The sequence below is a fragment of the Bifidobacterium pluvialisilvae genome (assembly GCF_019331695.1).
Taxonomy (GTDB): domain Bacteria; phylum Actinomycetota; class Actinomycetes; order Actinomycetales; family Bifidobacteriaceae; genus Galliscardovia; species Galliscardovia pluvialisilvae.
On sequence record NZ_JAHBBI010000004.1, the window covers coordinates 66233 to 79872 of the forward strand.

The following is a 13640-nucleotide window of genomic DNA, read 5'->3' on the forward strand; positions in this document are numbered from 1 at the left end:
CCGATTATCGCAGGTCGCGTATGCGGCGGCCAAGCGTGCGCATGGCCTTGAGACTGCGTTCGTAGAACGCGGCGACCGCAATGAGCAGCACGCCGGCCAACGCCAGCCACACCCACCAGTAGTCCGCACTGAACGCGCTGATCGCCGGCCACAACTGCACGAGCACATGGGTGGCCAACACGACGGTCCCACACAGCAACGGCGCCTTGAGGCCGCGGACGCCGCCGACGATGATCGCCGCCACCGCCATCGTGCCGACGAACACGATGCGTGCGGGCGTCGCCGCCATGACGAACCAGGTGATCAGCAGCGACGGCAGCATAGCGGTCAGCAGACCGGGGCCGAGCGCCCGCCAACTGCGCAACTTGGGGTCGCGGCGCATGAACACGCCGCCGACGACGAGCGCGGCGGCCGCGAACATGAGCGTCGGCAGCTCCAACGGTCTGACCGGCGCATACGTGGTCCGGCCGTCGAGCACCAGCGCATTGAGGTTCGTCATCGCGATGATGGCCGTGCCCGCCGCGGCGACGGCAAGCGTCGCGACACGACTGCGCCGACGCTCCCCGGCATCGTCGCCGGCATCGCGGAGCCATGCGATTGCGGCGATGACGCAGACCGCGGCCAGTTGCGGTACGACGACCACCATGGGCTGGGTGATCGACGGAAAGATGGAACTGACCGCCGGGCACCCTTTGAGACACGACACGGTGCCGGCCGCCGCCACGCCGCCGACCGCCAGCGTCCCGCTCGTCGCCATGGCCGCCACGCGTTCCGGGACGCCGGCCCGCGGGCGCGCCCGGCGCGTTCGTGCAAGGCAGACGACGGCGAAGACCGATATCATCACCGTTCCCCAAAGCAGACGGCGAATCGTGCCGGCAAGTTCGGCGCCCAGGCCAAACGTCGCATACGGCTCCGGAACCAGCAGGGACTGGATGGGGTAGGTCATCGATATCATGGCCCATCCCAGCAAGGCGATGACGGGCACGACGGCGACGGCGCGCGGCGCGTCGCCGATGTCGCCGGCGATCAGTACGTACCAGACGACGAGCATCACGATCATGACGACGTCGGCGAGAATATGGATGACGTCATACCCCTTGCAGTTCAGTATGGCCAGGGAGGCCGCCGACAGCAGCGACAGCACCTGCATGGTGCGCAGCACGTATACGACGTAGGGGAGCGGCGCGCGTGGTGTGGGTGGTGATGTGGTTGGTGATGTGATGGTTGGTGTGGTTGGTGTGGTTGGTGTGGTTGGTGTGGTTGGTGTTGCGGGAGATGCCGCTCTGCCGACGGCGGGGATCGTCGTGGCGGCCGGGATTGCCTTGGCATGGATCGTCTCGGCGGGCATTGCCATGGCCGTTGTGGCGGGGACTCCGGCGGCGAGGAACTTGACGGCGAGGGCGATGGCGGCGAACACGACGGGAAGGGCAACGAACGCGGCCAATACTATCGTGCGGTCAGAGGGCAGCGTGGCCGCCAGACACGCCGTCGAAGCCCCGACGACGATGGCGGGGACGACGAACTGACGGGCAATCGTGCGCGACAGCCATAGCAGGGTCACGGTCAGCATCAGCATGGTGACGAACGTGGGAAGAATCTGTTCCGGCATCGCCGACGGCAGGAACGACGGCCGGGATATCGTCATGGTCAGGGGCACATTGACGGTCGTGACGAGCATCGCGGGGGCGCTCATCGTCAGTTGCACGACCAGCGAGGCGATGACGACGATCATGGCGATGACGCGTCCGATGCCGCGTTCCTTCGGGGAGAGACGCCACGGGGACGGCAGGGCGGACGCGGAAGGCGGGGCTGACGGGGATGGCGAGGGCGACGCTGGCGACGCAGAGGGTGACGGGGATACAGAGGGCGACGGGTCCTGTGGGGTTTGCGGGGATTGATGGGTGGAAATCCGGGCGGCTGGTTTCATGGTGAACGCATGCGCCAGCGCCGCATACGCGCAGGCGAACACGCAGGCCATCGCGCAGGGGATGATGAGATTCCAGTCGTTCCGCCGTTGCGCGTCGACCCCGGCGAACACCAGCTGGTCGATGGCCGCCGCGACCGGCATGAACGAGAGGGCGGCCATGGGCAGCACCAGCATGGGGACGGCCGGCGCGATGACGACGAAACGGCGGTGCAGCAGCGGCCAGCACGCCAGCCAGACCAGTGTGGAGAGCACGGGGACGGCAATCAGCCGCAGCATGTTTTCGGAGCCGGATGGCAGCGCCATGGCAGCCAGCGTCGCCAAGGCGCCGGCGGCCATGCCGAGGACGGTCACGGTGTTGCGTTCCAGATTCGGAGTCCTGACGGCGTCGTGACGATGCCCCGGCATAAGCGTTCCCGCCGGTATGGCGGCCACCGCGACGATAAGCGTCGACGCCCACAGTCGCATGGTGCCGTTGCCGTCGAAGACGATCGTGAAGACGGGGCGGACGCCGAACAGGCCGTACAGGGCGAGCATGAGGCCGAACGGGGCCACGAACGCCGGGAACAGCGTGAGGACGCGCAGCGGGCGATGGTCGTGGGTCGGGTCGGGAGCGTGATGGTTGTGGGGTGGGGCAGGCGTGCGATGCTCTCGCATACGGCAGACGCCCCACAATCCCAGGCTGAGACCGGAGATCAGCAGCATTCCCAGGCCGGTGACGGCGTCGTCCGGAACGTTTGCGAACGCCGGCAGATTCGGCGCGAGCAGCGAGTCGATGGCCAGGGCGATGAGCGACGCCCATCCGACGCCCTCCGCCGTGATGCGCAGGCGGTTTCGCAGGACGAACGCCACTCCTAGGCCAAGTAGGCCGATAACGGCGATGGCGATGCCGCGTTGCGTGTCGTTCAGTAGCGAATACGTGAGCGCGGCGAACACGAACACCGCGGCCGACACCAGCACGATGCCTGTGGCCAGCAGTAGGATCTGCACGTTGAACCGCTGATGCGGGGCGGTGGGAGTCTGCGGTTGCGGGGCAGCGGACCGTTGCGGTGCGGGTCGCCGTACGGCGGTCTGCTGTGGTCCGGCCGGACGCATGTGCGTGACGGACTGCATAGGCTGCGGGGGAACGGGTCGTGGGGAGGAGGCCGGAGACAGCCGCATCTCGTCGAGCAGCTGGGTGCGTTCGCGCAGCAGCCTCGCCGCCTCCATGCCGAACTCGAGGATTCGCCGCGCCTGCGGGTTCGTGAGGTCCACGCCTGTGGGGGAGTGGTGCGGGTCGGTGATCGTGGTGAACGTGTCGGGGTAGATGTTCGGATTGGTCAGCACATCGGGGTTGCGTGGCCACGCGTTGAGCGTCACCCCCTTGGGAGGCCGCATCGACGGGTCGCGAAGGGCGTCGATGATGCGGTCTCGCTGCTCCAGCGCCTTGGCCGCACGACGGCTGATGTCGAGCAGGCGACGGGAACGGGGGTCGTTGAGGTCGATGCCGGTAGGGGTGAACCGTCCGGTCACCGGCGTGAACGTGTCGGGATTCAGACCTGTGGAGAGCAGTTGTTCGACGGACCGTGGCCAGCGGTTCATCGTCTGAGCGCCACCCGTCTCGAATACGGCGTTGTGATTCATGTGCAGTCCCTTCTGATTCACTGCCATCTCAAGTCTGTCACATTTCCGCACCGTCGTGAAGCAGGGGAACGTGCGTTTTTCCCGCCGCACGCGGCCGCCGTTGATGTCCCTTAACATGAATACCCTTGGGGTTTATGAGTTCCAAAGCATTGCGTATGTCTACGCTGTTCCTTCGCACGCTGCGCGAAGATCCCGCCGACGCGGACGTCGATTCCGCAAAACTGCTGCAGCGCGCCGGATATATCCGTAAGGCCGCCCCGGGCATCTGGACGTGGCTGCCGCTGGGCCTGAGGGTCCTCGACAAGATCGAGGACATCATCCGCGAGGAGATCAACGGCATCGGCGCCCAGGAAGTGCACTTCCCCGCCCTGCTGCCGCGCGAACCGTACGAGGCCACCCACCGCTGGGAGGAATACGGCGACAACATCTTCCGCCTCAAGGACCGTCACCAGGCCGATTACCTGCTCGCGCCGACGCATGAGGAGATGTTCACTCTGCTGGTCAAGGACATGTACTCCTCGTACAAGGACCTGCCCGTCGTCCTCTACCAGATCCAGACCAAGTACCGCGACGAGTTCCGTCCGCGCGCCGGCCTCATCCGCGGCCGCGAGTTCATCATGAAGGACGCCTACTCGTTCAACATCGACGAGGAGGGTCTGCGCAAGGCCTACTACGACGAGCGCGGCGCCTACGAGCGCATCTTCCAGCGCCTCGATCTCAAGTACGTGCCCGTGTTCGCCATGTCCGGCCCGATGGGAGGCTCCGCCTCCGAGGAGTTCCTCGCTCCCATGCCGATCGGCGAGGACACGTTCGCGCTCGCCCCCTCCGGCAAGGCCTGGAACGTCGAGGCGCTCACCACGCCCGAGCTGCCGGCCGTCGACTGCTCGAACACGCCCGCCGCGACCAAGGAGTCCACGCCCGACGCCAAGACCATCGACAACATGATCGAGCGCGCCAACGCCGACCATCCGCGTGCCGACGGCCGATCGTGGGAGGCCTCCGACATCCTCAAGAACGTCGTCATCGCCGTCAAGCATCCCGAGGACGAGGACCACGACGAGCCGTGGCGCGAGGTGATCGTCGTGGGCGTGCCCGGCGACCGCACCGTCGACATGAAGCGTCTTGAGGCGCAGTTCGCCCCCGCCGAGCTCGAGGAGGCCACCGAAGAGGACCTCAAGGCCCATCCGGAACTGGTCCCCGGCTACATCGGACCGATGGTGCTGGGCCCGCAGGCCGAGGCCGCCGGTGTGGAGAACCCGGTGCGCTACTTCCTCGACGCGCACGTGGTCGAAGGCTCCGCATGGTTCACCGGCGCCGACGAGCACGAGGTCGACTACTACAACCTCGTCTACGGCCGTGACTTCAAGGCCGACGGCACCGTCGAGGCCGTCGAGGTGCGCCATGGCGACATGAGCCCCGACGGCTCCGGCCCGCTGAGCTTCGAGCGCGGCGTGGAGATCGGCCAGGTGTTCCAGCTGGGTCTCAAGTACTCCAACGCGCTGGGCCTCAAGGTGCTCGACCAGAACGGCAAGGCCGTGCCCGTGTGGATGGGCTGCTACGGCATCGGCGTCTCCCGCGTGCTCGCCTGCATCGCCGAGACGCATCACGACGAGCGTGGCCTGGCATGGCCGGCCGTCATCGCCCCCGCCCAGGTGCATGTGGTCGCCACCGGCAAGAACGCCGAGGCGTTCGAGGCCGCCGAGAACCTCGTCACCGAGCTCGAGAACAAGGGCATCGAGGTCATCTACGACGACCGCAAGAAGGTCTCCCCGGGCGTGAAGTTCAAGGACGCCGAGCTCATCGGCGCCCCGCTGATTGCCGTCGCCGGACGCGACACCGTGAACAACGGCACCATCGAGGTGCGCGACCGTAACGGCGAGAACGACGCGGCCGTGCCGGTCGCCGAGGCCGCCGACGTCATTGCGGACCGCATCGCCGGCCTGCTGAAGTAGTCTCGCCCGTCGAAAGCGGACCGGGGGAGCCGACCTGTCATGGGTCGGCTCCCTTTTTTCATGCCGATGCTTCCATGACCTTGTGGAAGGCCATGAAGTTATCCACGGTTCCGTATTTCGCCCTAGGTTATCCACACTATGCGTCCGAGGGTGGTCCATCCGCTAACATTCCCGGTTTCCCATATGCTGGCAAGACCCATTGCCGCATAGTGGATATCACCGTTCCGCGGCGACCGGGATCATAGGCGACGTTTCCCCTCTTCCTCCTCTCTCGCCATTGAACCCGGCTCCGCTGACGGAATGGTCCAAACGTCGAACGCAAGGGAAAGGGCCGACCATGGCACAGCAGTCACAGATCGTCATCACCGGAAACGTGGGCAGGGAGCCGACCCGCCTGGGCGCGCAGGGCAGCACACCGATGTGTACGTTTCGCCTGGCCTCCACGCGCTCGTTCTGGAACCGCCGCACCCGGCAATGGCAGGAGAGCCCGACCACATGGATCACCGTCAAGGCCTTCCGGTCGTTGGCGTTGAACGTCATGCAGTCGGTGAAGAAAGGCGACGCGGTGATCGTCGTCGGCGACCTCGTCACCGAGACCTGGGAGCGCGACGGCGCGCAGCGCAGCGCCATCGCCATCGAAGCGGCGTATATCGGGCACGATCTCAACCGCGGGGCGTCGATGTTCGTGCGCAAGCAATACGGTGGGGGAGGCTCCGGCGGAGGGGATGCCGCCTCGGAGGCCGGCGGGCAGAACGCCGCGCCGGTGATTCCCGGACCGGGGGCTGGCGGCGCGGCCACGCCTCCCGCCGATGGTCCCGGCACGGCACCGTCCGGCCGTGATCCCTATGCCGATATTCCGCAATCCGACGTCCCCGACGAGGAGTTCGCCGACATAGAACCCCCACCCGACGACACCCCCACCGTCTGAAGGTTGCACCATCGCCATTGCCGTCATCTCGGGTGAAGGCAGTCTCACTTTTCCGTCATCCTGAGCGGCCGAACCTGCTTTCCGTCATCCTGAGCGGTGTCGTCCCGCTTTTTGTCATCCTGAGCGGTGTCGTCCCGCTTTTTGTCATCCTGAGCGGTGGCCGTAGGCCGGAGTCGAAGGATCTCATCCGGTCAAAGGTCCGAAGAGATCCTTCGACTCGCTCCGCTCGCTCAGGATGACAATAAGGGGAGCTCGCTCAGGATGACAAAAGGGTGCTCAGGGCGGGAGATAACCACTTATTGGTACAGGAGAGGCATTGTGTACTACGTCTACATTCTTGCCAATCGTGGCAACACGGTGTTGTATATCGGTGTCACCGGTAATTTGCGACGTCGTCTGGATGAACACCGTAATGGGGATGGTAGTGAGTTTACGTCCCGCTACAAAACCGGCAAACTCGTTTATTTCGAGGTCGTTGAAGATATCATGGCTGCACTGCAGCGGGAGAAGCAGCTCAAAGGATGGAGACGCTCCAAGAAAAATGCCCTGATAGCAGGGGTCAATCCTTCGTGGCGTGACCTCTCCCTTGACTGGTGAGAAGTCGCTCCCTGTCTATCGTCTGAAAGAGATCCTTCGACTCGCTCCGCTCGTTCAGGATGACAATGAAGGGAACTCGCTCAGAATGACATAGAAGAGTGCTCCGTTTATCCCGAATGATATAGGGGAGACATCGCCTCGGGGAACGAGGAACAGCCGTTCGCTTGATTATCCTAGGTTGAGACGGTCCCGCTTCCTTCTGCCGTCCTGAGCAGAGGTATCCCCATCCAGAGTAGAGGCGTCCCGTTTTGTCATCTTGGGTGAAGGCGAACCTGTTTTTCTGGCGTCCTGCGCGGAGGCGTCCCGCCTTTTGCCATCCTGAGCGGACGAACCTGCTTTTCCGTCATCCTGAGCGGTGGCGTCCCACTTTTTGTCATCCTGAGCGGAGGCCGTAGGCCGGAGTCGAAGGATCTCATCCGGTCAAAGGTACGAAGAGATCCTTCGACTCGCTCCGCTCGCTCAGGATGACAATAAGGGGAGCTCGCTCAGGATGACAATGAAGGGAGCTCGCTCAGGATGACGATACGAGGAATGTCAATCAGGATGACCATGAACGGAGATTAGAAGGGTGGAAAGCGAGCGCCGTCCCGGGGCGGAGACGGCGCTGAGGGGTTTACCAGATGCGGACGCGGGACTCGGGGGCGAGCCACATGGCGTCGGATTCGGTCACGTCGAACGCCCGGTAGAACAGGTCCACGTTGCGCACGATGCCGTTGGTGCGGAACTCCGCCGGCGAATGCGGGTCGATCTGCAGGTACTGTTCGGCCAGCTCGTCACGGTTCTTGCCGCGCCACACCGAGGCATACGAAAGGAAGAACCGCTGCACGCCGGTGAATCCGTCGATGACCGGCGCATGCTCGAGCGCGGCCGCCACCGATTCGGGAGTGCCGTCGGCGGCGCCCAAGGCGAGCGCATACGCTTTGATGGCGATGTTCACGCCGCCGAGATCTCCGATGTTCTCGCCGATGGTCAGCGCGCCGTTCACGTGCGGCGCCTTCTCCGGCTGGCCCTGACGCGCGTACTTCTCGGCCAGTTGCCGCGGGACGAAGCCGTTGTACTGCTCGATGAGCGCCTTCGTGCGCTTCTCGAAGTTTGTGCGGTCCTCGGCCGTCCACCAGTCGTGCAGCCTGCCGTCGCCGTCGTACTTCGAGCCCTGGTCGTCGAAACCATGACCGATCTCATGGCCGATTACCGCTCCGATGCCGCCATAGTTGGCCGCGTCCTCGGCATCCGGGTTGAAGAACGGCGGCTGGAGGATCGCCGCCGGGAACACGATCACGTTCATCGTCGGCTCATAGTAGGCGTTCACCGTCTGCGGGTTCATCAGCCACTCGTCCTTGTCGACCGCCTTGCCCGCCTTGGCCAGCTGGTATCCGGCCTCGTAACGCCACGCGTTGCGCAGGTTGTCGACCAGTGACAGGTCGTCGGAGACGCTCAGCGCGCTGTAGTCGCGCCAATGGTTCGTGTAGCCGATCTTCGGCGTGAACTTGGCGAGCTTCTCCAGCGCCTTGGCCTTCGTGTCCTCGCCCAGCCAGTCGCTGGCCAGGATCGACGCATGATACGCCTTGATGAGGTTGCCGACCAGCTCCTCCATGCGCTCCTTCGACGATTCGGGGAAGTGACGGCGCACATACTCGCGCCCCACCTCCTCGCCGCAGATGCCGTTGACCAACGAGACGCCGCGCTTCCACCGGTCGCGCTGCTCCGTGGTGCCGGACAGCACCTTGCCGTAGAAGCCGAAGGTCGTCTTGTCGAAGTCCTCGCTGAGGAAATGCGACCAGCCGTTGATGAGATGCACGCGCGCCCACAGCTTGAGGTCGTCGAGGTCGGCGTCATGCCAGAAGCGGTCGACGCCACTCAGGAAGCTCGGTTCGTGCACGATGGTCTTCGCCAGCACCGTGCCCATGTCGATGGGCTGCACCGAGGCGGCCGCCGTCACGTCGTAGGCGTCCTGCCAGGCGCGGGTCCACGCCTCGATGTCGAACGAGGAGAGCGTCTCCTTCAGCTGCGCGTAATCCGTGGGATTGTACGTCTTGTCCTCGTCGCGGGTGGCGACCACGTCCCAATGGTGCTTGGCGATGCGCGTCTCCACGTCGAGGAACCGCCGCGCCTGCTCGTCCGCCTCGTCGCCGGTCGTCGCGTAGCCGGCGAGGCGCAGCAGCGAGGAGACCATGTCCACGTAGGCATCGCGTACGGACGCATACCGCTCCTCGCGGTAGTACGCCTCGTCCGGCAGACCCAGGCCCGCCTGCTCCACATGCGTGATGTTGTGGTCCGGGTCGCCGGGATCCGGATACACCATGAGGCCGATGAGGTCGGGGCCTCCGGCGGGGTTGAGCGAACCGAGCACACGAGTCAGCGCGGTCTTGTCGGAAGCCGAGTCCACGGCGTCGAGGTCGGGGCGGATCGGATTTATGCCGGCCGCGTCGATGGCGTTCTCGTCACGGAACGAACGGTAGAGGATGGCCGATTTGACGGCCGGGCTGTCGTCGTCCTCGAGAATGTCGCGGACGTCCTGCTCGGCGTTCTCGGCGAGCTTGTCGAATGCGCCGAACCGGGCACGGTCGGCGGGGAGGATGTACGTGTCGATCCACGGGCCGTTGACGTAGCGGAAGAAATCATCAGCGGGCCTGGTGACGGAGGAGAACGATGCCGGATCGATGCCGGAGATAAGCGAGTCTGTCATGCTTCCCAGAGTAATGGCTCAGCCATACCAATGCCGCGATTTCGCCGTCGTGAACGATATTTCGGTCGTGCGGGCGTATGGCCGGCCATATGGCATGGCGTTGAAGTAAGGTGGGTGGGAACCAATCGTAGAAAGCGAATCAGACGTGATTGAACTCAAAACCCCTCAGGAAATCAAGGAAATGCGCCCCGCCGGCAAGTTCGTCGGCTCCATCCTCAAGGACCTGAAGAAGATGACCAAGGTCGGCACCAATCTTCTCGAGATCGACGAATTCGTCAAGCAGCGCATCGAGGCGCGCAACGGCGCCGAATCCTGCTACGTGGACTACGCACCCGACTTCGGCACCGGCCCGTTCGCGCACTACATCTGCACGTCCGTCAACGATGCGGTGCTGCACGGCGTGCCCTACGACTACAACCTCAAGGACGGCGACCTCATCTCCCTCGACCTCGCCATCAACGTCGACGGATGGGTCGGCGACTCCGCCATCAGCTTCGTCGTCGGCAACGACCCCGATCCCGAGGACCTGCGCCTCATCAAATGCACCGAGGACGCGCTCGCCGCCGGCATCGCCCAGGCCAAGGCCGGCAACCGTCTCGGCGACATCTCCTCCGCCATCGGCGACGTGGCACGCTCCCAGGGCTACACCGTCAACCTCGAGTTCGGCGGCCACGGCGTGGGTCACATCATGCACGGCGACCCGCACGTGCCCAACGACGGCAAGGCCCACCACGGCTACCGCCTGCGCCCGGGTCTGGTCATCGCCATCGAACCGTGGTTCCTCAAGACCACCGACGAAATCTACCAGGACCCGAAGGACGGCTGGACGCTGCGCTCCTCCGACGGCTCGCGCGGCGCGCACACCGAGCACACCATCGCCATCACCGACGGCGACCCCATCATCCTCACCGCCCGCGACTGACGTCCGCCCGCGAATCCACACGTCCGAAACGGCGACGGCCCGGCAGAACGCACCACGCGTCGGCCGGGCCGTCGCCGTACCCGGCGGGCCCGGAAATGGGCGAACGCCGCCGCCCGCCACAATCATGCGGTAATCTAAGGCGAACACGGCACGAGTATGCTGCCGTAGCGGTATCAAGGAGGGAATATGTCAACAGCAAGGCTGGAGGTGGAGTCCACCGCCTATGACCTGCCCGTGGTGAAGGCGACCAGCGGCCCCGACGGCATCGTGGTCTCGAAGCTGCGCAACGACGGCTGGGTCACGCTCGACCCCGGATTCCTCACCACCGCACAGTGCGAATCCAAGATCACGTTCATCGACGGCAACAATTCGGTGCTCCGCTACCGAGGCTACCCGATCAGCCAGCTGTGCGAGCACTCGAACTTCCTCGAGGTCGCATGGCTGCTCCAGCACGGCGAACTGCCGAACTCCGAGCAGTACACGAAATTCCGCGATGGCATCCTGCGCCGCACGGTCATCGGCGAGGACTTCCGCACGTTCCTCGGCTCGTTCCCGCGCAACTCGCACCCCATGAGCGTGCTCGCCTCCGCCGTCAACGCGCTCGCCGCCTACCATCCCGACACGGTCGACATCAGCGACCCCGAGCAGCTCGACGCCGCCGCCGCGAACATCATGGCCAAGGTGCGCACCATCGTCTCGCACATCTGGCGCCGCCGCCGCGACGAGCCGCTGCTGTACCCCGACTATTCGCGCGGCTACGTGGACGACTTCCTGCGTATGAGCTTCGCCGTGCCGTACACGCAGTTCGAATCCGACCCGCTTATGGTCGACGCGCTCGACAAGCTGCTCATCATCCACGCCGACCACGAGCAGAACTGCTCCACGTCGGTGGTGCGCATCGCCGGATCTGCCCATGCGAACCTCTACTCCGCGGTGGCCGCCGGCATCAACGCGCTTTCCGGCCCGCTGCACGGCGGGGCGAACGAGGCCGTGCTGCGTCAGCTGGAGACCATCCGCGACTCCGGCAAAAGCGTCAAGGAGTTCGTGGAGGAGGCCAAGAAGGAGGGCCACCGCATCTCCGGCCTCGGCCACCGCGTATACAAGTCATACGACCCGCGCGCGGCCATCGCCAAGAAATACCTCAAGCAGATCATGGAGCTGCGCGGCGACGTGTTCGCCGGCGAGCGCGACCTGCTCAACGTGGCGCTCGAGCTCGAGGACATCGCCATGCACGACGACTACTTCGTCTCCCGCCATCTCTATCCGAACGTGGATTTCTACACGGGTCTCATCTATCGTGCCATCGGCTTCGACCAGGAGATGTTCACCACGCTGTTCGCGCTCGGCCGCATCCCCGGCTGGATAGCCCAATACCGGGAGATGCTCAACGACCCGGCCACGAAGATCGGCCGCCCCCGTCAGGTGTACACCGGCTCGCCGGAACGTGACTACGTGCCGATTGAGGATCGATGAATGGACAGGTGGTAGTCAGAACCCGCACAACTCCGATTTCTCCGTCTGGAAACCACGGTTTCCCCGGTGGAATCACGAGTTGTGCGGGTTTGTTTTTCTACCACTGTTCGGCGTAGTTCGTGGACGGCTTCCACGGTTCGCCCGGCTTGACCACCTGGCCGCGCGAATAGTACACATACCCCGGCTTCGGTCGTTCCCCGAGCAGCTGTGGAATGCTCACGAACGTGTAGCCCTTGGCCTTGAGGTCGGTGATGATGCGCTCGGTCGCCTTCGCGGTGCTGCCCTGCAGGTCGTGCAGCAGGATGATGTCGCCGGGGCGGGTCCATTCGAGCACCTCGCTGTAGACGCCGTCGGCGTCCTTCTCCCAGTCGTAGCCCATCACATCGAAGTTGATGATCGAGGAGTTCATGGCCACAGCCTGGTCCCGTACGTCGTTGCTCCATTCGCTGTATGGCGGCCGAATCATCGAGGGGTATGCGCCGACGGTCTTCTCCACGGCCGTACTGGTCCTCGTTAGCTGCGAGATCACGTCGGCCTTGCTCAGCTTCTGCAGATGCGGATGGTTCCATGTGTGGTTCTCAATCGGATGCCCGGCCTTGGCCAGCTCCTTGAGCATCGGCGATGTCTTGTCGGTGATGTGCTCACCTACCGAGAAGAACGTGGCGGTCGTCCCGGTCTTCTTCAGTGCTTCGATGACCGGCGGCGTGTTGGCAGCGTCGGGACCGTCGTCGAATGTCAGCGCCACGCATTTGGCCGTCGCGCAGTCCACGCCGAGCTTGGCGATGTTCGACTTGGTGACGGCGTCCATCGCATCGTTCAGCTGGTCGATGGACCGTTGGTAGACGGTCTTGTCGGTGATGATGTCGTCACCGTTGAGTTGTTCGTTCGCAGTGGCGGTGAGCTGTTGCAGCTTGGTGCGAGTGGATTCATCGGTCACCTTACCGTCAGTTTGGTCGAGTAGGCCCTTCGATTGCGACACCGCCGCGGTGAGCGTGAACCGGACGGCGGTGTTGGCCTTATTGGCGACGCCACGGCGCACGGTTTTCGCATCGGCGGTGATGGCCTTGGCACGGTCGTAGGCGTTCTTCTCTGCCTTGGCCAATGATTGCGTGCGGGTTGTCAGATCATCCGAGGACATCGCTTCGTCGCACTGGTATCGTTCACCGTTGTTGATGTCGGAGATCAGCGTCTTGGCCTCCGATACCGCGGTGCGCAATGTGGTGACCGTGGCGGGGTCCTCCGCGGACGAAGGCTGGGTGCCGGCCGTGGATTCGGCTGCCGAGGTCGCCTCGTTCAGCGTCTTGGCGGCGCCGAGCAGCGTGGTCCGTGCCGCGGTGCATTGGCTCATCGCCTGTGTGCGACGGTTGCGCCAGGAGAACGCCACGCCGCCCGAGACGGCGATGGCGGCGACCATCGCGATGACGACGATGATGACGATGAGCCGGCGGCGGTGTGTTCCCCGGATGTTCGCTGCGGAATGCTTGGCCATGCGTTTCCCTGCTTCTTCGGTCTGTGATACGTTGCCATGAACACTG

General features: G+C 64.5%; 8 protein-coding genes. 5 read left to right on the plus strand and 3 right to left on the minus strand.

Annotation, left to right across the window (positions count from 1 at the left end):
- Positions 1-4: 4 nt before the first annotated feature.
- Positions 5-3574, minus strand: coding sequence for an SCO7613 C-terminal domain-containing membrane protein (locus tag KIH77_RS04465; protein WP_219099910.1), 3570 nt, complete (start codon positions 3572-3574; stop codon positions 5-7).
- Between the two features lie 107 nt (positions 3575-3681).
- Here KIH77_RS04465 and KIH77_RS04470 point away from each other — a divergent pair, with 107 nt between their 5' ends.
- The 3 genes from KIH77_RS04470 (at position 3682) to KIH77_RS04480 (ending at position 7024) form a co-directional block, all read left to right on the plus strand.
- Positions 3682-5499 (plus strand): proline--tRNA ligase, encoded by a 1818-nt coding sequence (locus KIH77_RS04470; protein WP_219099911.1) that lies wholly within the window; start codon positions 3682-3684, stop codon positions 5497-5499.
- A gap of 337 nt (positions 5500-5836) precedes the next feature.
- A complete protein-coding gene (locus KIH77_RS04475; protein WP_219099912.1) occupies positions 5837-6427 on the plus strand; it encodes a single-stranded DNA-binding protein in 591 nt (196 codons plus the stop codon).
- A 318-nt stretch (positions 6428-6745) separates the two neighbouring features.
- Entirely contained in the window at positions 6746-7024 is a 279-nt protein-coding gene (locus KIH77_RS04480) for a GIY-YIG nuclease family protein (protein ID WP_308283238.1), read from the plus strand.
- Positions 7025-7637: 613 nt separating this feature from the next.
- Here KIH77_RS04480 and KIH77_RS04485 read toward each other — a convergent pair.
- Positions 7638-9719, minus strand: coding sequence for a M13 family metallopeptidase (locus tag KIH77_RS04485; RefSeq protein WP_274607437.1), 2082 nt, complete (start codon positions 9717-9719; stop codon positions 7638-7640).
- A gap of 136 nt (positions 9720-9855) precedes the next feature.
- Between KIH77_RS04485 and map the strand changes: the two genes are divergently transcribed.
- On the plus strand, positions 9856-10632 hold the full coding sequence (map, locus tag KIH77_RS04490; protein WP_219099915.1) for a type I methionyl aminopeptidase: 777 nt from the start codon (positions 9856-9858) through the stop codon (positions 10630-10632).
- 186 nt (positions 10633-10818) lie between these two features.
- Positions 10819-12105: a citrate synthase gene (locus KIH77_RS04495; RefSeq protein WP_219099916.1), complete on the plus strand. Its 1287-nt coding sequence runs from the start codon at positions 10819-10821 to the stop codon at positions 12103-12105.
- Positions 12106-12202: 97 nt separating this feature from the next.
- On the opposite strand, the gene KIH77_RS04500 is transcribed toward KIH77_RS04495, so the two are convergent.
- Positions 12203-13594 (minus strand): polysaccharide deacetylase family protein, encoded by a 1392-nt coding sequence (locus KIH77_RS04500; protein ID WP_219099917.1) that lies wholly within the window; start codon positions 13592-13594, stop codon positions 12203-12205.
- Positions 13595-13640 lie beyond the last annotated feature (46 nt).

Excerpts from the sequence above, each read along its gene's own strand:
- KIH77_RS04470 (WP_219099911.1), top strand. The coding sequence starts at position 3,682 with ATGAGTTCCAAAGCATTGCGTATGTCTACGCTGTTCCTTCGCACGCTG.
- KIH77_RS04495 (WP_219099916.1), top strand. The coding sequence starts at position 10,819 with ATGTCAACAGCAAGGCTGGAGGTGGAGTCCACCGCCTATGACCTGCCC.
- KIH77_RS04500 (WP_219099917.1), bottom strand. The coding sequence starts at position 13,594 with ATGGCCAAGCATTCCGCAGCGAACATCCGGGGAACACACCGCCGCCGG.
- KIH77_RS04465 (WP_219099910.1), bottom strand. The coding sequence starts at position 3,574 with ATGGCAGTGAATCAGAAGGGACTGCACATGAATCACAACGCCGTATTC.
- KIH77_RS04475 (WP_219099912.1), top strand. The coding sequence starts at position 5,837 with ATGGCACAGCAGTCACAGATCGTCATCACCGGAAACGTGGGCAGGGAG.